The 18,582-nt window shown below is 70.9% G+C and carries 20 protein-coding genes; 8 read left to right on the top strand and 12 right to left on the bottom strand.

What is annotated here, in order from left to right; translation table 11 throughout:
• Nucleotides 1-39 precede the first annotated feature (39 nt).
• Nucleotides 40-663, bottom strand: coding sequence for a dTDP-4-dehydrorhamnose 3,5-epimerase (gene rfbC / locus ACQEUX_RS08465; protein ID WP_433043747.1), 624 nt, complete (start codon nt 661-663; stop codon nt 40-42).
• Nucleotides 660-1,547: a glucose-1-phosphate thymidylyltransferase RfbA gene (gene rfbA / locus ACQEUX_RS08470; protein ID WP_433043750.1), complete on the bottom strand. Its 888-nt coding sequence runs from the start codon at nt 1,545-1,547 to the stop codon at nt 660-662. The genes rfbC and rfbA overlap by 4 nt, the downstream gene beginning before the upstream one ends.
• An 89-nt stretch (nt 1,548-1,636) precedes the next feature.
• On the opposite strand from rfbA, the gene rfbB reads away from it, so the two are divergent.
• The 6 genes from rfbB to ACQEUX_RS08500 are packed head-to-tail and all read left to right on the top strand — an operon-like array spanning nt 1,637 to nt 6,919.
• Nucleotides 1,637-2,638 carry a dTDP-glucose 4,6-dehydratase gene (gene rfbB / locus ACQEUX_RS08475; RefSeq protein ID WP_433043753.1) on the top strand — a complete coding sequence of 334 codons (1,002 nt, stop codon included), beginning with the start codon at nt 1,637-1,639 and terminating at the stop codon, nt 2,636-2,638.
• Nucleotides 2,635-3,522, top strand: coding sequence for a dTDP-4-dehydrorhamnose reductase (rfbD, locus tag ACQEUX_RS08480; RefSeq protein WP_433043756.1), 888 nt, complete (start codon nt 2,635-2,637; stop codon nt 3,520-3,522). Before rfbB ends, rfbD begins: the two co-directional genes overlap by 4 nt.
• Nucleotides 3,519-3,890, top strand: a complete 372-nt coding sequence (locus tag ACQEUX_RS08485) for a DUF2304 domain-containing protein (protein WP_088989662.1) — start codon at nt 3,519-3,521, stop codon at nt 3,888-3,890. Before rfbD ends, ACQEUX_RS08485 begins: the two co-directional genes overlap by 4 nt.
• On the top strand, nt 3,883-4,584 hold the full coding sequence (locus ACQEUX_RS08490) for a glycosyltransferase family 2 protein (protein ID WP_433043759.1): 702 nt from the start codon (nt 3,883-3,885) through the stop codon (nt 4,582-4,584). Before ACQEUX_RS08485 ends, ACQEUX_RS08490 begins: the two co-directional genes overlap by 8 nt.
• Nucleotides 4,581-5,888, top strand: a complete 1,308-nt coding sequence (locus ACQEUX_RS08495; protein WP_433043762.1) for a polysaccharide biosynthesis protein — start codon at nt 4,581-4,583, stop codon at nt 5,886-5,888. Before ACQEUX_RS08490 ends, ACQEUX_RS08495 begins: the two co-directional genes overlap by 4 nt.
• 2 nt (nt 5,889-5,890) lie before the next feature.
• Nucleotides 5,891-6,919 carry a glycosyltransferase family 2 protein gene (locus tag ACQEUX_RS08500; protein ID WP_433043765.1) on the top strand — a complete coding sequence of 343 codons (1,029 nt, stop codon included), beginning with the start codon at nt 5,891-5,893 and terminating at the stop codon, nt 6,917-6,919.
• Nucleotides 6,920-7,030: 111 nt separating this feature from the next.
• On the opposite strand, the gene prcA is transcribed toward ACQEUX_RS08500, so the two are convergent.
• The 3 genes from prcA to ACQEUX_RS08515 form a co-directional block, all read right to left on the bottom strand.
• A complete protein-coding gene (gene prcA / locus ACQEUX_RS08505; protein ID WP_433043768.1) occupies nt 7,031-7,861 on the bottom strand; it encodes a proteasome subunit alpha in 831 nt (276 codons plus the stop codon).
• Nucleotides 7,862-7,922: 61 nt separating this feature from the next.
• Nucleotides 7,923-8,762 carry a proteasome subunit beta gene (gene prcB, locus ACQEUX_RS08510; protein ID WP_433043771.1) on the bottom strand — a complete coding sequence of 280 codons (840 nt, stop codon included), beginning with the start codon at nt 8,760-8,762 and terminating at the stop codon, nt 7,923-7,925.
• Complete coding sequence (locus ACQEUX_RS08515) at nt 8,681-8,989, bottom strand: endonuclease VII domain-containing protein (RefSeq protein ID WP_433049672.1); 309 nt, start codon at nt 8,987-8,989, stop codon at nt 8,681-8,683. The genes prcB and ACQEUX_RS08515 overlap by 82 nt, the downstream gene beginning before the upstream one ends.
• Here ACQEUX_RS08515 and ACQEUX_RS08520 point away from each other — a divergent pair.
• Entirely contained in the window at nt 8,876-9,307 is a 432-nt protein-coding gene (locus ACQEUX_RS08520; RefSeq protein WP_433050008.1) for a hypothetical protein, read from the top strand. The two genes, ACQEUX_RS08515 and ACQEUX_RS08520, sit on opposite strands and share 114 nt — an antisense overlap.
• An 82-nt stretch (nt 9,308-9,389) precedes the next feature.
• Here the strand turns inward: ACQEUX_RS08520 and ACQEUX_RS08525 are convergent, their stop codons facing one another.
• From ACQEUX_RS08525 to arc, 4 genes are all read right to left on the bottom strand, one after another.
• Nucleotides 9,390-9,605: a ubiquitin-like protein Pup gene (locus ACQEUX_RS08525; RefSeq protein ID WP_088948111.1), complete on the bottom strand. Its 216-nt coding sequence runs from the start codon at nt 9,603-9,605 to the stop codon at nt 9,390-9,392.
• Between the two features lie 106 nt (nt 9,606-9,711).
• Entirely contained in the window at nt 9,712-11,229 is a 1,518-nt protein-coding gene (gene dop, locus ACQEUX_RS08530; protein ID WP_433043775.1) for a depupylase/deamidase Dop, read from the bottom strand.
• Between the two features lie 110 nt (nt 11,230-11,339).
• Nucleotides 11,340-13,280, bottom strand: a complete 1,941-nt coding sequence (locus ACQEUX_RS08535; protein ID WP_433043778.1) for a hypothetical protein — start codon at nt 13,278-13,280, stop codon at nt 11,340-11,342.
• A 167-nt stretch (nt 13,281-13,447) separates the two neighbouring features.
• Nucleotides 13,448-15,229, bottom strand: coding sequence for a proteasome ATPase (gene arc / locus ACQEUX_RS08540; protein ID WP_433043781.1), 1,782 nt, complete (start codon nt 15,227-15,229; stop codon nt 13,448-13,450).
• 178 nt (nt 15,230-15,407) lie between these two features.
• Between arc and ACQEUX_RS08545 the strand changes: the two genes are divergently transcribed.
• Entirely contained in the window at nt 15,408-15,701 is a 294-nt protein-coding gene (locus ACQEUX_RS08545) for a ferredoxin (protein WP_433049675.1), read from the top strand.
• A 52-nt stretch (nt 15,702-15,753) separates the two neighbouring features.
• Here the strand turns inward: ACQEUX_RS08545 and ACQEUX_RS08550 are convergent, their stop codons facing one another.
• From ACQEUX_RS08550 to ACQEUX_RS08560, 3 genes are read right to left on the bottom strand one after another with little or no spacing between them, the layout of a single operon-like run.
• On the bottom strand, nt 15,754-16,326 hold the full coding sequence (locus ACQEUX_RS08550) for a hypothetical protein (protein ID WP_433043784.1): 573 nt from the start codon (nt 16,324-16,326) through the stop codon (nt 15,754-15,756).
• 46 nt (nt 16,327-16,372) lie between these two features.
• Entirely contained in the window at nt 16,373-17,374 is a 1,002-nt protein-coding gene (locus ACQEUX_RS08555; RefSeq protein ID WP_433043787.1) for a tRNA (adenine-N1)-methyltransferase, read from the bottom strand.
• Complete coding sequence (locus ACQEUX_RS08560; protein ID WP_433043790.1) at nt 17,371-18,525, bottom strand: site-2 protease family protein; 1,155 nt, start codon at nt 18,523-18,525, stop codon at nt 17,371-17,373. Before ACQEUX_RS08560 ends, ACQEUX_RS08555 begins: the two co-directional genes overlap by 4 nt.
• Nucleotides 18,526-18,582: the final 57 nt, after the last annotated feature.

Here is an 18,582-nt window from a genome sequence, read left to right on the forward strand (position 1 = left end):
TTCGTCACTGTCAGACCACAGGTCGTGCCCCAAGCGCGGTCACATACCGGTTGAGTGCGACATTCCGTCCGGCCCGAGGCTCGCCACGAACCGCCGGCAGCTGTCGTACTCCGGCAGCAGGCCCCACTCGCGGGCCTGCGCCAGCGTCGGCGCCGCGTCGTCGCGCGCCGACAGCAGCGGAACGTCGGCGGGCCACTCGATGCCCAGCTCCGCGTCCAGCGGGTGCACCGCGTGCTCGCCGGTCGGGTTGTAGGTGGCCGAGCAGAGATAGCTCAACGTCGCGTCGTCGGTCAGCGCGCAGAACCCGTGCCCCAGCCCCTCGCTGAGGTAGACCGCCCGACGGTCGGTGTCGTCCAGCCGGACGCCCTCCCAGCGGCCGAAGGTCGGCGAACCCACCCGCAGGTCCACGATCACGTCGAGGACCGCGCCGCGCACGCAGGTGACGTACTTGGCCTGCCCGGGCGGGACGTCGGCGAAGTGGATGCCGCGCACCACGCCGCGCGCGGAGACCGACAGGTTGGCCTGGGCCAGCCGCAGCGGGTGCCCCACCGCCTCGGCGAGCTTGTCGAAGCGGTACCACTCCATGAACATGCCGCGCGGGTCGCCGTGCTGCTGGGGGGTGATCTCCCAGGCGCCCTCGATGCCCAGCTCCCGGATCTTCATCGGCCGACCTGCGTGCCGTGCTTCTCGGCCAGCAGGCCGAACAGGTAGTCGCCGTAGCCGCTCTTGGTCAGCGGCTCGGCCAGCGCGCGCAGCTGCGCGTCGTCGATCAGGCCGGCCCGCCAGGCGACCTCCTCGACACAGCCGATCTTCAGGCCCTGCCGCTCCTCGATCACCCGCACGAACTCGCCCGCCTGCATCATCGACGCGAACGTGCCGGTGTCCAGCCAGGCGGTGCCCCGGTCCAGCACGGTGACGGACAGCTCACCGGTCTCCCGGTACGCCTCGTTGACCGCAGTGATCTCCAGCTCGCCCCGGGCGCTGGGCGTGAGCTTGCCGGCGATGTCCACCACGCGGTTGTCATAGAAGTACAAGCCGGGCACCGCGTAGCGGGACTTCGGCCGGGCCGGCTTCTCCTCGATCGAGCGCACCCGCCCGTCGGCGTCGAAGTCCACCACGCCGTACGCCTCGGGGTTCGCCACCGGGTACGCGAACACCCGACCGCCGACCAGGTCGCCGTGCGCGGCCAGCTGCCGACCCAGGCCGACGCCGTGGAAGATGTTGTCGCCGAGGATCAGCGCCACTGACTCGTCGCCGATGAAGTCCGCGCCCAGCACGAACGCCTGGGCGATGCCCTCCGGGCGGGCCTGTGTGACGTACTCCAGCCGCAACCCGAACTGGCTGCCGTCGCCGAGCAGGCGGCGGAACTGGTCCTGGTCCTCCGGTGTGGTGATCACCAGGATCTCCCGCACCCCGGACATCACCAGGGTGGAGAGGGGGTAGTAGATCATCGGCTTGTCGAAGACCGGCATCAGCTGCTTGGAGACTGCCCGGGTGATCGGCCAGAGCCGGGACCCGGTGCCGCCGGCGAGTAGGATTCCGCGCACCGGGGGAGCTTAGCCGCAACCATCCCCGCCGGCATGTCGGCGGTCGCCGCCGACAGCGGGCCCGCCGCTTCGCGTACACTCCTGGACCCGTGAGGATCCTCGTCACCGGCGGTGCCGGCTTCATCGGTTCGGAGTACGTCCGCATGCTGCTGGGCGTGCCTGGTGGCAGCGCCTCCGGCGTGCCCGAGGTCGAGCCCGCCGGGGTGACCGTGCTCGACAAGCTCACCTACTCGGGCAACCTCGCCAACCTCGACCCGGTCCGCGACGACCCGCGGCTGCGCTTCGTGCAGGGCGACATCTGCGACCCGACCGTGGTCGACGAGGTGGTCGCGGGGCACGACGTGATCGTGCACTTCGCCGCCGAATCGCACGTCGACCGGTCGATCGCCGGCGCCGCGCCGTTCGTCACCACCAACGTGCTCGGCACCCAGACGCTGCTGGACGCCGCGCTGCGGCACGGCACCGGTCGGTTCGTGCACGTCTCCACCGACGAGGTCTACGGCTCGATCGACGAGGGCTCGTGGACGGAGACCTGGCCGCTGGCCCCGAACTCCCCGTACTCGGCCTCGAAGGCCGGCTCCGACCTGCTCGCCCTGGCCTACCACCGCACCCACGGCATGGACGTGGTGGTCACCCGGTGCTCCAACAACTACGGGCCGTACCAGTTCCCGGAGAAGGTCATCCCGCTGTTCGTCAGCAACCTGCTCGACGGCGGCACCGTCCCGCTCTACGGCGACGGTGGCAACATCCGGGACTGGCTGCACGTGCACGACCACTGCCGGGGCATCGCACTGGTCCAGCAGAAGGGCCGCGCCGGCGAGGTGTACAACATCGGCGGCGGCACCGAGCTGACCAACAAGGAGCTCACCGGCCTCCTCCTGGACGCCTGCGGCGCCGGCTGGGAACGGGTCGTACCGGTCACCGACCGCAAGGGCCACGACCGCCGTTACTCGCTGGACATCACCAAGATCAATCAAGAGCTGGGGTACGCCCCGAGCATCGATCTCACCGACGGCCTGGCGCAGACCGTGCAGTGGTACCGCGACAACCGGGCCTGGTGGGAGCCGTTGAAGGCGGCACCGGCCGCATGACCCGCGTGCTCGTCACCGGCGCCGGCGGAATGCTGGGTCGGGACCTGCTCGCCGAGCTGCGTGCCCAACCGGACGTGACGGTGACCGCCGCGACCCGCAGCGATCTCGACATCACCGACGCCACCGCCGTGGCGACCGCCGTCGCCGGACACGACGTGGTGATCAACACCGCGAGCTGGACCGACGTCGACGCCGCCGAGCACCACGAGGCGGTCGCCACCGCGGTCAACGGCACCGGCGTCGCCCACCTGGCACGAGCCTGCGCCGCCACCGGCGCCCGCCTGGTGCAGATCTCCACCGACTACGTGTTCCCCGGCGCCGCCCGCACCCCGTACGCCGAGGACGCCCCGCCCGCCCCGATCAACGCGTACGGCCGCAGCAAGCTCGTCGGCGAACACGCCGTCGTCCGGCTGCTGCCCGACGCCGGCTACGTGGTTCGCACCGCGTGGCTCTACGGCGCGTACGGGTCAAACTTCGTCGCCACCGTGCTGAGCCTGGCCGAGCAGCGCGAGCACCTCGACGTGGTCGACGACCAGCAGGGCCAGCCCACCTGGTCCCACGCGCTGGCCGGCCAACTCGTCCGGCTGGTCGGTGCCGCGCTCAGCGGCCGGGCCGCGCCGGGCGTCTATCACGGCACCGCCTCCGGCCGCACCACCTGGTACGGCCTGGCCCGGTCGGTGTTCGCGCTGCACGGCCTGGACCCCGACCGGGTCCGGCCGATCACCAGCGACCGCTCCCCCCGTTCCGCCCCCCGACCGGCGTACAGTGTGCTAGGGCACGGCCGTTGGGCCGCCGCGGGTCTGCCACCCCTTCCGGACTGGCACACCACCCTGGCCGCCGCGTTCGCCTCCGCCGCTCCGCCCGCCCCGTGGAAGGTCGCATGAAGCTCACCCTCGTCACCGGCTTGACCGGCCTGATATTGCTGGCCACGATCGTCGAGCTGCTGCGCCGCCGGCAGCTCCGCGAGAAGTACGGCATGCTCTGGCTCGGCGTCCTGGTGATCGTCATCCCCCTGTCGCTCTTCCCCCGCCTGCTGGACAACGTCGCCGAGCTGCTCGGCGTCGCCTCCGGCGTGAGCCTCGTGCTCTTCCTCGGCATCGTCTTCCTGCTGCTGGTCTGTGTGCACCTCAGCTGGGAGGTCAGCCACCTGGAGGAAGAGACCCGCACCCTGGCAGAAGACTTCGCCCTCCTCCGTGCCGAGATCGACGCGGACCGGGCGGCCCGAGACGAACTGGTGTCGCACGATGGTTAACGGCAAGCGGGTCCTGATCATCATTCCGGCGCTCAACGAGTCCGGCTCGATCGCCGACGTGGTCCAAGAGGTCCGCGGCGAACTGCCCGGCGTCGACGTGCTCGTCGTCGACGACGGCTCCACCGACCGCACCGCCGCTGTCGCCGCCGCGGCCGGCGCCCGGGTCGCCAAACTGCCGTACAACCTCGGCGTCGGCGGCGCCATGCGGCTGGGCTACCGGTACGCCCGCGACCACGACTACGACGTCGCCATCCAGATCGACGCGGACGGCCAGCACGACCCCCGGTACGTGCCGAAGCTCGTCGACCTGCTCGACGACACCGACCTGGTGATCGGCGCCCGGTTCGCCGGCGAGGGCGACTACAGCGTCCGCGGCCCCCGCCGCTGGGCCATGGTCATGCTCTCCGGCGTGCTGTCCCGCGTAGCCCGCACCAAGCTCACCGACACCACCTCCGGGTTCCGGGCCGCCAACCGACGGGTGATCGACATGTTCGCGACCTGGTACCCGGTGGAGTACCTGGGCGACACCGTGGAGACGCTGGTGCACACCGCCCGACGTGGCTACACCATCCGCCAGGTGCCGGTGGCCATGCGCAAGCGGATGGCGGGCACCCCCAGCCACTCCCCCGCCAAGGCCATGATCTACCTCGGCCGTGCCTTCGCCGTCCTCACGTTGGCGCTCATTCGCCGGTGATCCGGAGGCTCCTGAGTCTGGTCCCACCGGGCACCGTCGCCGTCGGCGCCGGCCTCGCCCTGCTGGGGCTGGCCTCCTACGTCCACCTGGCCGTCGCCGGGCACAGCCTCACCGAGGCGGACTACTCGTCCCTCTCGGTGCTCTGGTCTATCGTCTTCACCCTCGGCATCGGCCTGTTCATGCCCGTCGAGCAAGAGATCGCCCGGCTCGTCGCCGCCCGGCACAGCCAGGGCCTGTCCCCCGGGCCGGTACTGGCCCGGGGGGCGGCCCTGGCCGCCGGCCTGCTCGCCGCCATGGTCGCGCTGATCGTCGTCGCCCGGGAACCGCTCGCCGACCGGCTCTTCGCCGGCGACGGCACCATGGTCACCGTCCTGATCGGCGCGCTGGCCGGGCTCGCCATCGCGCACACCACCCGTGGCGTGATCTCCGGCCTGCAACTGTTCCCCTGGTACGGCACCCAGCTCGGCGTCGACGGCGGCCTGCGGATCGCGCTCGTCGCTGTGCTCGGCCTGACCGGCGTCACCGACCCCGTCTGGTTCGGCGCGGTGCTGGTCGTCGCACCGGTCGCCGGGGTCCTCCTCACCGCGCCACCGGTGCTGCGGGCCATCGGCGGCGGCGCACCCGTGGCCTGGGCGCCCCTGCTGCGCGGCCTCGGCCTCCTCATCGTCTCCAGTCTGCTCGCCCAGGTCGTGGTCAACATCGGCGTGATCAACGTCAAGGTGCTCGACCCGTCCGACGTGGCCACCGCCGGAGCGCTGCTCTCCGCGCTGGTGCTGGTCCGGATCCCGCTGTTCGTGTTCGCCTCGCTGCAGGCATCACTGCTGCCCGGCCTCGCCACCACGGCCACCACCGGCGACCTCGCCGGCTTCCACAGCCTGCTGCGCCGGGCACTCGGCATCGTCACCGCGCTCGGTCTCACCGGCGCCGTGGGTGCCGTGCTGCTCGGCCCCTGGCTGGTGCAGATGCTCTTCGACGCCCCCGGCGTCCTCGGCCACGGCGACTTCGCCTGGCTCGCGGTGGCCACCCTCGCCTACCTGTGGGCGATGGTCCTCGGCCAGGCGCTGCTCGCCCTCGACCGGCACCGGGCGCAGGCCCTCGCCTGGGCCATCGGTGTGGCCGCACTCGTCGTCGCCACGCTCGCCCCGGTCTCCACCGCGCTGCGCGTCGAGCTCGGCTACGCCATCGGCTCGGTCGTGGTCGCCGCCACCATGGCCGCCCTGCTACGCACCCGCACGTCCCGCCCAGTGCCCACCCAGGCCCCTCCTCGCGAGGCTGTCGCGCCGGGAGTCACCGGGGGGTCCTGATCATGGCGCCACCTCGGATCACCGTTGTCATGCTGGCCTACGGCCCCGAGCCGTACCTGGTCGACGCCGCCCGCGCCGTCCTCGCCAGCACCGATGTCACGGTCGAGTTGATCGTCGTCGACAACGGCTGCACCGGCGACGGCATCGACACCGTCAGGAACCTCCCCGGGGTGCGGATGCTGCGCCCCGAGCACAACACCGGCTACTCCGGTGGCTGCGCCGTCGGTGCCGCCGAGGCCACCGGCGACTGGCTCGCGTTCGTCAACTCCGACGCGACCGTCGCACCCGACGCCCTCGCCAAGACCACCGCCGTGGCCGCCGAGGAAGGCGTCGGCGCCGCCATGGCGTCCATCCGCCTCGCCGACCGACCCGATCTGATCAACACCGCCGGCAACCCGCTGCACTTCGCCGGCCTCTCCTGGGCCGGCGGCAACGGCGAACCCGCCACCGCCCACGCCCATCGGCGCTCCGTGCCATCACTGAGCGGCTGCTGCTTCGTCATCGACCGGCGCCTCTGGCGCGAGCTTGACGGCTTCGCCACCGAGTACTTCGCCTACCACGAGGACACCGAGCTGAGCCTGCGGCTGCGCCAACGCGGCCTGCGCCTGGAGTACGTGCCGGACGCCGTGGTGCACCACCACTACGAGTTCTCCCGCAACGCGCTCAAGCTCTACCTGCTCGAACGCAACCGGCTGGTCACCCTGCTCACCACCTACCAGACGCGCACCCTGGTGGTGCTCGCCCCCGCCCTGCTGCTCACCGAGGCCGCGATGCTCACCACCGCGCTCACCGGAGGCTGGGCCCGGCACAAGATTCGCGGATGGCGCTGGCTGTGGCAGCACCGGGGTTGGCTGCGTACCCGCCGACGGCAACTCCAGGCCGAACGTCGAGTGCCCGACGGCGTCCTCGCCGAGCTGATGACCGGCCGACTCGCCCCCACCAACGTCGCCGCCGCCCCCGGGATGGGCGTCTTCAACGTGCTGGCCGGGAGCTACTGGACCCTCGCCAAGCCACTGCTCAAACGCCACTGACCACCCCAGCTCGGGCGGTGGCCGCACCGCCCGGACACGCCGCCGGGAACCGTGCTGGACGTGCTGCGGTGGGCGGCCACGAAACGCGGGCCGCCCACCGCCGTGACCGGGTTACTTACCGTCCGCCGGCTTGTCCTCCAGGTCGGCGGACCCCGCCGACGTCGTCGGCTTGTGCGACTCCCCCGCCGGCACCGTCGGCGTGTCCGGGCCACCCGCCGACGCGGGCTGCTCGGCAGCCGCGACATCGCCGTCCAGCAACGCGGTCAGCGCCGCGCCGGTGATCCGACGGAACGTACGCCCCACCCGGTGGCGGTCCAGCACCGCCACCTCCAGCTGGTTGGCGGCGATGGTGCGGGCAGCGCCGCCCTCACCACCAACCGCGCTCAACGCCTGCACCGCCACCCGGACCGCCTCGGCGAGGGACATGTCCGGCCGGTGCTGCGACTTCAGCACTCCGGTGATCGCCTCGGCCTGGCCACCCATGGCCATCCGCCCCGGCTCGTCGTTGACCGAGCCGTCGTACGTCAACCGGTACAGCTCGTCGTCGTCCGCGGTGGCCCCGACCTCCGCCACGCAGATCTCCACCTCGAACGGCTTGGACTGCTCGGTGAAGATCGCACCGAGCGTCTGCGCGAATGCGTTGGCCAGAGCCCGGCCGGTGACGTCACGCCGGTCGTAGCTGAGCCCGTTCAGGTCGGCCATCCGCACACCGGCGCGGCGCAGATTCTCGAACTCGTTGTACCGGCCGACTGCCGCGAAGCCGATCCGGTCGTAGATCTCACTGACCTTGTGCAGGGCGCTGGAGAGGTTCTCCGCGACGAAGAGCACCCCGCCGGAGTAGCTGAGGACCACCGCGCTGCGACCCCGAGCGATGCCCTTGCGGGCCAGCTCGGAGCGGTCGCGCATGATCTGTTCGGGCGAGGCGTAGAACTGCATGGCCACGGCGGCGGTTCTCCTTACGGCGCTGTGCTGACGACTGCTGACTGGTGGGGGTGGACGGGGCTCAACCGCCGGGGTTCTCCATCCGGCCGGCGACCACGCCCTCGGCGATCGCCGCCGTCTCGGCGTCGGTCAGCCGACGGGTGCCCTCGGCGGTCGCGCTCATCACCACCGGATAGATCCGGCGGGTCAGATCCGGCCCGCCGGTCGCGGTGTCGTCGTCGGCCGCGTCGTAGAGCGCCTCGACCGCGAGCCGGGTCGCGTCCTCGACCGACAGACCGGCCCGGAAGCGCTTCTTCAGCGCCGACTTCGCGAAGAGCGAGCCGGAGCCGATCGCGTCGTAGCCGGTCTCCTCGTACGGGCCGCCGGTCACGTCGAAGCTGAAGATCCGACCGGCCCGCGCCGGGTCGGCGGCGGCCAGGTCGAAGCCGGCGAACAGCGGCACCACGGCCAGGCCCTGCATGGCCGCGCCCAGGTTGCCGCGGATCATCGACGCCAACCGGTTGGCCTTGCCGTCCAGCGAGAGCATCGCGCCCTCGATCTTCTCGTAGTGCTCCAGCTCCACCTGGAACAGTCGCATCAGCTCGATGCCGATGCCCGCGGTGCCCGCGATGCCGACCAGCGAGTACGCGTCGGCCGGGTGCACCTTCTCGATGTCGCGCTGGGCGATCAGGTTGCCCATGGTGGCCCGGCGGTCGCCGGCCATCACGACGCCACCGGCGGCCGCGATGGCCACGATGGTGGTCGCGTGGGGCGCCAGGTCGGCCGCCATGCCCGGCGGCAACGGCCGCCGACCGGGCAGCATCTCGGGGGCCACCCGACTCAGGAACGTCGTGAAGGAGGACGTCCCCGCGTTGGTGAACACATCTGGTAGACGCCCGGATGGATCAAAGCCCGCTGCCACGTGGTTCCTCTCAGGTACGTGATCGCCCTGGCCAGCCTCATGGGACTGTCACGGAACTGGCCAAGACCACCGTTGCAGTTGAAGCAGAGTATCCCGCGCACCCATCCGGTGCGATGATCGTGGTCCAGATGTTGCGGGTCGGCGCCGCCACAGATCGCGCAGACCCCGCCCTGCTCGGCCAGGAGCTCCTGGAACTCCTTCTCCCCGATGCCGTAGCGCCGCCGCAGGTGATACTCGCGGGACCCACCATGCAGGCGAAGCCTGCTCTCCTTGCCCTTCTCGTTGTGGCAAGGCTTGCAGTATCGGCCGTAACCAGCACGCCCGGAGCGGTTCCGCGGAAAGTCGTCGAGGGGCTTGACGGCGGCGCAGTCAGGAGATCGCCGATGGCCCTCCGGAACCACTGGAAGCTGTCGCACGTCCCTGCCCTGTCGCTCCTTCAGGCGCTTCGCATGGCTCGCCTTAAAGCGAACGTTGAAGCAGGGCTTGCAGTAGCTGCCGTGACCGTCCGGCCGTCGGCTGTTGGCGCAGAACTGATCGAGCGGTAACCACTCACCGCAGTCTCGGCAGCGGCGGTGACCATCTCGATCATTCGAGGGACGAAGCATGTCCGAATTGCTCGGCTATGCCCTATTCACCTCCCTTTTGTACATAACCCCTCACAAATTCCTCTGCGTTTTCTTCGAGGACGGAGTCGATCTCGTCGAGGAGGTCGTCGACGTCCTCGGTGATCTCGGCATGCCGCTCGGCCACCTCGGGGTTGGCCTCGGTGGTGACGTCCTCGATTTCCTCGCCCTGACGGGACTTGCCGGACTGCGACTGGCCGCCGCTGTCATGAGTGGCCACTGCTGCCTCCTCCACGATCGTCTGCGATGAACTTACCTCGCGCGGGCGACGAAAAGCCCGCCGCGCGCCGGCTTACGGCACACGACGGGCATCCGGACGGGTGCTCTCAGCCCCCGGTCAACGTCTCCAGCAGGTCCTTGGCGCTGGCGCAGCGGTCGAACAGTGCCCCGACGTGCGCGCGAGTGCCCCGCTCCGGCTCCATCATCGGCACCCGGACCAGCGACTCCCGGCCCACGTCGAAGATCACCGAGTCCCAGCTCGCGGCGACGACCTCGGACGCGTACTGCGCCAGGCAGCGACCACGGAAGTAGGCCCGGGTGTCCTCCGGCGGCTCGGTCATCGCGGTGCGGGTCTCGTCGTCGGTGAGCAGCGTCTTCATCGCCCCCCGGGTGACCAGGCGGTGGTAGAGGCCCTTCTCCGGCCGGACGTCGGAATACTGCAGGTCGACCAACTGGAGCTTGTGCGCACCCCAGCTGAGCTTCTCGCGCTCCCGGTAACCCTCGAGCAGCCGCAGCTTGGCCACCCAGTCCAACTCGTCGGCACAGAGCATCGGATCACGGCCGAGCCGGTCCAGTACGCTCTCCCAGCGGTCGAGCACGTCGACGGTCTGCTCGTCGGCGTCGGTGCCGTACCGGTCGTCGACAAAGGACCGGACCCGCTCCAGGTACGCCCATTGCAGGTCCAGTGCGGTGAGCCGGCGACCGTCGCGCAGTCGCATCCGGTGCGACAGGCTGGGGTCGTGGCTGACCGCGCGCAGCTCGCTGACCGGGTCGGCGATGCCGAGATCCGTGCCGAGCGCCTTCTCCTCGATCATGTTGAGGATCAGCGCCGTGGTGCCGACCTTGAGGTAGGTGGAGATCTCGGAGAGGTTGGCGTCACCGATGATGACGTGCAGCCGGCGGTACTTGTCGGCATCGGCGTGCGGCTCGTCGCGGGTGTTGATGATCGGCCGCTTGAGCGTGGTCTCCAGGCCCACCTCGACCTCGAAGAAGTCGGCGCGCTGGGAGATCTGGAAGCCGCTCTGCCCGCCGTCCTGGCCGATGCCGACCCGGCCGGCGCCACAGACGATCTGGCGGGTGACGAAGAACGGCGTCAGATACGCCACGATGTCGGCGAACGGGGTCTGCCGCCGCATCAGGTAGTTCTCGTGGGCGCCGTAGCTGGCGCCCTTGTTGTCGGTGTTGTTCTTGTAGAGGTGGATCGGCTGGCTGCCCGGGATGGTGGCGGCACGGCGGGACGCCTCGGCCATCACCCGTTCGCCGGCCTTGTCCCAGCGCACCACGTCCCGGGGGGTGGTGACCTCCGGGGTGGAGTATTCGGGGTGTGCGTGGTCGACGTAGAGCCGTGCACCGTTGGTGAGTATCACGTTGGCGAGGCCGAGGTCTTCGTCGGCCAACGCCTCCGCCGGGTCGTACGCGGCCCCGGAGTAGGTGAAGCCGCGGGCGTCGCGCAGCGGCGACTCTTCCTCGTAGTCCCAGCGGGCTCGCCCGCCCCGGTTGAGTTCCGGGCGGGCCCCATAGGCGTTGACCACCTGTGATGAGGTGACCATCGGGTTGGCTCCGGCCTGTCCGGGCACGGAGATGCCGTACTCGACCTCGGTGCCCATGATCCGACGTACCGTCATGCGACCACTCGCTTCGCTCGCCCACGGAGCCGGCGTGCCCGCCGCTCACACCATCGAGACTAGTCTGCGCGGTGGCCCACCGCGCGGCCCTGCCGGTCGGCGCGGCGTGGCTACCGTGCGGTGGCGGGTTTGAGCGGCACCACGGTCAGGCCGTCCCGGAGGGACGGGTTCACCGCGAGAATCCCGTCGATGGCCCGCTGGGCGGCCGGGTCGGCGACGATGAGCCGCAGCGGGCGGGGCGTACGACGCAGGATCTCGGCGGTCCGGGCGGGCTCCTCGAAGGTGGCGAAGTAGATGCCGGATTCGGTCTGACCGCTGGTGCTCTGGATGGCGGAGAGGAAGACCGACTCCCGGTAGCCATGGGCGCCCCACTTGTCGACGACCAGCGTGACGGTGCCGGCGAGCGGCGGGTACACCCGGGCGGCGACGGCGGTGACCGACGCTGGGCGGGTGATGACCCGAGGGTCGCGCTTGACCCACTCCGTCGCCCAGGTGTCGTTGCTGGCGCTGCGGTGGAAGTAGCCGCCGGTGGCGCCGATCAGGCCGGTGCCGGCGAGCACCACGAGCGTCACCAGGGTGGCGGTGGCGACCGCGGGCAGGGCAGCGGTGATCCGGCGGCGCCGTGGCTCGGAGTCGGTGCTCCGGGAGGGTACCGGCAGCAGTCGGGCGAGCGCGGGGGTGCCCACGATGAGCACGAGGACGAGCAGGTGGGCGGTCTTGCCGAAGTAGTACGCGGGTTGGGTGCCGATGGCGAGGTTCACGGCGGCCATGCTGGCGCAGAAGAGCAGGGCGACGGTCAGGGCGACGAGGTAGCGCCGCCACGTGGATTCGCCGAGGTTGCTCGGGACGAGGACGGCGGCGACGACGAGTGCGCCGAGCCCGAGAACGGTGCTGTAGGTCTCGGCCGCCGGTGGGCCGCCGGGGGCCGCGAGTGCCTCGTTCTGGCCGGCGACGAGCACGCCGATGACGGCGCTCAGCGGCGCCAGCCCGGCGGTGAGGACCGCGACCATGGCGGCGGTGCCGGGGCGGGTGCGTAGCCGGCGCCGGTCGGCGATCAGCCAGCAGAGCACCATGACGCCGGTCGGCAGGAGGAAGAGGTAGTAGCTGAAGCCGATGCCGATCAGCAGTGCCCCGACGAGGAGGAGTTGTTCGCGCAGCCGGTGCAGGGGGCGGGCGATGAGGGCGATGAGGATCGCCGCGAGGCTGAGCCCGAACGTCTCGCTGGGGTAGCCGGCGACAAGCAGCCGGGGCAGCTCGGTGCCGAGGATCAGCGCGGCGACGGCGATGACGAGGACCAGCCGGCGCAGCGGATGCAGGGGGCCGGCGACGTGGTGGGCGGCCCAGATCAGCGCGAGCACCAGCATCGCGAACGCGGCGAGGCACCAGACGATGTAGTGGTCCAGCAGCGCCGGCCCGGTGGGTGTGTGGCCGGGGTTCTGGAAGCCGTCGAGCAGGGCGATGGTGAGGTGCCAGCCCTGTGGGTAGTGGATCAGCCCGGAGAAGATGTGCTCACGGGCGGTGTCGGGGTCGACGAAGAGGTAGCCGCCGAGGCGGCCGATGACGTCGAACAGGGCGGGGTGGCGGGCGTTGTCCTCGCCGATCATGGCGAGGTTGAGCCGCTGGCCGAAGCCATTCGCCCGCAGGTAGGGGGTGGCGAGGTAACCGCCGGCGAGCGCCGCGGCGGTCAGCGGGACCAGGTCGGACCATCGGGGGCGGGGCAGTCGGGGAGCACGCCCGGACAGCAGGGCGGCGAGGGCCAGGCCGGTGAGGGTGAGTCCGGTGACCGGCACCGGGTGCAGACCCCAGGGCCAGACGGTGAAGAGCAGCCCGGCGGCGCAGGTGAGCCCGGCCAGCAGGGCGAGGGCCAGCACCAGCCGGTCGAGCAGGCGGCGGCCGGAGCGCAGCAGGCTGGCCGTGCCGAGCAGGATCACCGGGGGCAGCAGCCACAGGGCGTGCACGGCGTACGCGGCGAGCGGTACGAGCCAACAGGCGAGCGGTACGACCACCAGCCGGCCGATCCCGGGGCGCTCCATGATGGCCTGGGCACGCACGGAAGTCCTCGTGTGGTCAATCTCGGGAATTGCCGCAGTTTATCCCCATACGGGAGCAATCGGTGTCGCGCTCGCGCCGTGTCGCGGCTGGACGCACGCAGCGGCGGCACCGGACGGATCCGGTGCCGCCGCTGGCGGTCAGAGGTGGTAGCCGGTGTTGCTGGCCGTCAGAGGTACTGGCCGGTGTTGCTGGCGGTCTCGATGGACCGGCCGGCCTCGGCGCCCTTGCCGCCGGAGACGAGCGTGCGGATGTAGACGATCCGTTCGCCCTTCTTGCCGGAGATGCGCGCCCAGTCGTCGGGGTTGGTGGTGTTGGGGAGGTCCTCGTTCTCGCGGAACTCGTCGACGCAGGCGTCGAGCAGGTGCTGCAGGCGCAGCCCCTTGCGGCCGGAGGTGAGGAACTCCTTGATGGCCATCTTCTTGCTCCGGTCCACGATGTTCTGGATCATCGCGCCGGAGTTGAAGTCCTTGAAGTAGAGGACTTCCTTGTCACCGTTGGCGTAGGTGACCTCGAGGAAGCGGTTCTCCTCGGTTTCCGAGTACATCCGCAGCACCACGGCGTCGATCATCGCCGCGACGGTGGCCTGCGGGTCCGTGCCGTGCTCGGCCAGGTCGTCCGGGTGCAGGGGCAACCCGGAGAGGATGTACTTGGAGAAGATGTCCTTGGCCGCTTCGGCGTCCGGTCGCTCGATCTTGATTTTCACGTCGAGCCGACCGGGGCGCAGGATCGCCGGGTCGATCATGTCTTCCCGGTTGGAGGCGCCGATGACGATGACGTTCTCCAGCCCCTCCACGCCGTCGATCTCACTGAGCAGCTGCGGAACGATGGTGTTCTCCACGTCGGAGGAGACACCGGAACCACGGGTCCGGAAGATCGAGTCCATCTCGTCGAAGAACACGATCACCGGAGTGCCCTCGCCGGCCTTCTCCCGTGCTCGCTGGAAGATCAACCGGATGTGCCGCTCGGTCTCGCCGACGTACTTGTTGAGCAGCTCGGGGCCCTTGATGTTGAGGAAGAAGCTGGTGTGCTTCTCCTTGCCCTGCCGTTCGGCGATCTTCTTGGCCAGCGAGTTGGCCACGGCCTTGGCGATGAGCGTCTTGCCGCAGCCGGGCGGGCCGTACAGCAGGATGCCCTTGGGCGGGCGGAGCTGGTGCTCACGGAACAGGTCCGCGTGCAGGAAGGGCAGCTCCACCGCGTCGCGGATCTGCTCGATCTGCGACTGGAGGCCACCGATGTCGCCGTAGTCGACGTCCGGCACCTCCTCCAGGACCAGCTCCTCGACCTCGCTCTTCGGGATCCGCTCGTACGCGTACGCCGAGCGGGGCTCGATCATGAGCGAGTCGCCGGCCCGGATCGCCGAGCCGATGAGCGTCTCGGCGAGGTGCACGATGCGCTCCTCGTCGGAGTGGGAGACCACCAGCGCCCGGTCACCCGGCCCGCCGCCCGGCCCCTCCAGGATCTCCTTGAGCATCACGACCTCGCCGACCCGCTCGTAGCCGAACGCGTCGACGATGTTGAGCGCGTCGTTGAGCAGGACCTCCTGGCCGCGGCGCAGATCGCCCACGTCCAGCGAGGGCGAGACCGCGACCCGTAGCTTGCGGCCGCCGGTGAAGACGTCCACCGTGCCATCGTCGTGCTTGGCGAGGAAGACGCCGTAACCACTCGGCGGTTGCGCGAGGCGGTCGATTTCCTCCTTGAGCGTCACGATCTGCGTGCGAGCCTCCTTGAGGGTGCTCACCAGCCGGTCGTTGTTCTCGGTCAGCCGCGCCAACTGTGCCTGGGTGGCCGCCAGCCGCTCTTCGAGCTGCCGGACGTGTCGGGGGCTTTCGGTCAACTTGCGCCGCACCAGGGCGAGTTCCTCTTGCAGGAACGCGACCTGCGTGGAGAGATCGTGGGCTTCCTTCTCCCACCGTGCGGCGCGCGAGTCCGCGTCGTCGCTGCGTGCCACGTCCCACCTCCCCGGGGGGCTTGAACGTTCTGCCCTAACACTAGCCGCTATGAGGCCGATTCGGTCCCACGCAACACCCTCGTCACCGAACCTTGATCGCCAAGGGTGGCTTGACGGGCCGTTACTGGCGTTCGGGTACCGTCGCAGCGTGGGACGCGAGAACATGGGGGGTGCACCAGTGGCCGAGGTCGCGACTGACCAGTTGCAGGTCTGGGTGGACCAGGATCTCTGCACGGGCGACGGGCTCTGCGTGCAGTACGCGCCAGAGGTGTTCGAGTTCGACGTCGACGGCCTCGCGTACGTCAAGGGCGCCGACGGTGAGCTGCTGCTGACGCCGGGAAGCCGGGTCGACGTCCCTGCGCACCTGCGGCTCGAGGTGATCGACTCCGCGAAGGAATGCCCGGGCGACTGCATCCACGTGGTGCGCGGCGACGGTGTCGAGGTCGCCGGCCCGGAGGCCGAGGAAGACTGACCCACCCGCCGGCCGGGCCGCGCGGCCCGGCCGGGCCCGAGAGGGGTACGCCTCAGAGCATCGGACGGCCGACCACCGAGGCGACCAGCCGCGCGAACTCCTCCAGCCGGGCGATCTGCCCGGCTCCGCCGTCGTCGAGGGTCTTGCCGAAACGCAGCGCGTCGTGGCGTGGCGTGCCGGCCATCTCCTCGCTCGGCGGAGCCTCGTCCAGCGAGGTGAGCAGCAGGTAGACGTCGATGCTGTCGACCCTGATCTCGCCGCTGTCGGAACGGTTGAGCCGCCGCCGGCAACCGACCTCGGTCACCGAGGAGACCGGCACCACCCGCAGCGACGAGGTCATCGAGCCCGGCGGGCCCTCCTCCGGCGGTACGTCCTCACCGTGCCAGAGGATCAGCCGGCTGCCGTCGCAGACGACGACCTCCTGCCACACGCCGTTGACCTCGTTGACGAAGCGTTCCAGGGTGAAGCCGAGCACCGACGCACCGCGCAGCACGCCGCCGAGCGCCTCCAGGGCGACGTCCGGGTCGCGTAGGTAGGCCCGCGCCGCCGACTCCAGGTCCTGGTAGGGCGACCAGTCGGGAAAGACCGCGGGAAGGTCACCGCCGCCGTAGCCCGGTCGGCTCATGCCAGCGCCTCCCCCTGCTCGGCGGTGCCGACGCCCAGCTCGATGGTCACGGCCTGTCCATCTCCCCCGTGCCGTTCGACTGCGCGCCTGCCGCCTGGGCGGCGGCGGCCTGTCGGGCCGCCTCCGCCTCGCGCAGGTCCTGGCGGCGCTGCACGTACGCCTCGGTGCCCTTGCTGGGCTTGCGCCGACGCGGCGGCGCGGTGACCCCGGGGGCCAGCTTGCGCGCGGACACCAGGAACGCGGTGTGCGCGATCATCCGGTGATCGGGCCGGACGGCGAGACCCTCGGCGTGCCAGTCGCGCACCAGGGACTCCCAGGCCCGCGGCTCGGTCCAGCCGCCGCGCTCGCGCAGCGCCTCCACGAGTTCGGAGAGCTGCGGCGTGGTGGCGACGTAGCCGATGAACACCCCGCCGGGCACCAGCGCCCGCTCGACCATGTCGAGGGTCTCCCAGGGGGTCAGCATGTCCAGGATGATCCGGTCGAAGCCGGTCTCCTGACACTGCGCGACGTCACCGACGTGCAGCCGCCACGACGGGTGCGGCCCGTTGAAGAACGCCTCGACGTTGCGCTTGGCGATCTGGGCGAAGTCGTCGCGCAGTTCGAACGAGTGCAGCTCGCCCTCGGTGCCGACGGCGCGCAGCAGGGAGCAGCTGAGCGCCCCGGAGCCGGCACCGGCCTCGAGGACCTTCGCCCCGGGGAAGATGTCGCCCATCGCGACGATCTGCGCCGAGTCCTTCGGGTAGATCACCTGAGCGCCGCGCGGCATGGACAGCACGTAGTCCGACAGGAGTGGCCGCAGGGCCAGGAACGCGGTGCCGCCACCGGAGGTGGTCACCACACTGCCGTCGGGGAGCCCGATCAGCGCGTCGTGCGCCAGGATGCCGCGGTGGGTGTGGAACTCCTTGCCGTGCTCCAGCGTCACGGTGTGCATCCGCCCCTTGGGGTCGGTCAGCTGGACCCGGTCCCCGGGCCGGAACGGCCCACGGTGCACGGGTGTCAGCGCCGGGGCGGCGGGGTCGGCCGGGACGGTGGAGGGAGTTGCGGTCACGGTGTCATCTTCCGGTTGGGTTCGAGGAGCTGTGCCAGGTCCGCGATGTGCAGAACGCCGACGACATCTTCGCCTGACGTCACCACGTACTGCGCGCCCGGGTGGGTCTGTACGGACTCCATCACCCGCTCGCCGTCCAACCCGAGCGGCAGCGTGGGAAGTGTGCCCAGCGACCGGGCGACGGCGTCCACCGCCAGCCACGGTCGGCGTTCGAGGGGCACCGCCTCGGCGGCGGCCGGGTCGACCAGCGCCACCGGCCGGCCGGTGGAGTCGGTGACCAGCAGCGCGGCGCCCGGCTGCCCACCCTCGGCGCGTCGGCGCTGGGCCTCGGCCAGGGGCGTACCGGTCGCCACCGGCCAGACCGGCCGAGCCAGCCGGGAGAGGTCGATCAGCGGGAACCGGCGGCTGACCCGGGCGGCCCGGATCGATTGACCGGCGCCGCGCCAGAGGGTGACGGCGACCAGCAGCATCAGCGGCAGCGCCAACGGCGCCAGGAGGTTGGTGAGGGTGAGGAGCAGGACCAGGGCCGCGGTGCCGACGGCGACGACCCGGCCGGCCCAACCGGCGACCTCGGTGCCGAGGTGCCGGTCGCGGGTCAGCCCCCACACCGCGGCGCGCAGCGCCCGGCCGCCGTCCAGCGGCAGCCCGGGCAGGCTGTTGAACACCGCGACGATGACGTTGCTGACCGCGAGCTGGAAGGCGAGTTGGTGGGCCACCGTCCGTTCCGGCAGGGCGAGCGTGGCGGCGACCGCGAGCACACCGAGCACCGCGGAGACCGCCGGGCCGGCCAGTGAGACCAGCAGGTCGACTCGGGGGGACGGGGCGTCCCGGTCCATCTCGGTGTAGCCGCCGAGCAGTTCCAGGGTGATCCCCCGCACACCGATGCCGTACCGCCGGGCGGTGAGGGCGTGGCCCAGCTCGTGCAGCAGCACCGAGCCGAGCAGCGACACCACGAAACCGAAGCCGATCAGGTAGCCGCTGATCTGCGGCAGGTCCAGCTGTCGGCGGGCGAACTCGGCGTACAGCACGGCGATGAGCACCGCGAGCAGGACCATGGAACCGTTGAGGTGCAGCGGCACCCCGAACACCCGGCCGACGTTGAGGCCGAGGCGCCGGTCGGGTCGGCGCGGCGGCCGGGATGTCTGCTCCATCGCCACGATGCTACGGACCATCGCTGTGCGGGGCGGGTGGCGGTCGGTGTCACACCG

Origin of the sequence: Micromonospora sp. CA-259024 (assembly GCF_050936255.1) — a bacterium.
Taxonomy (GTDB): Bacteria; Actinomycetota; Actinomycetes; order Mycobacteriales; family Micromonosporaceae; genus Micromonospora.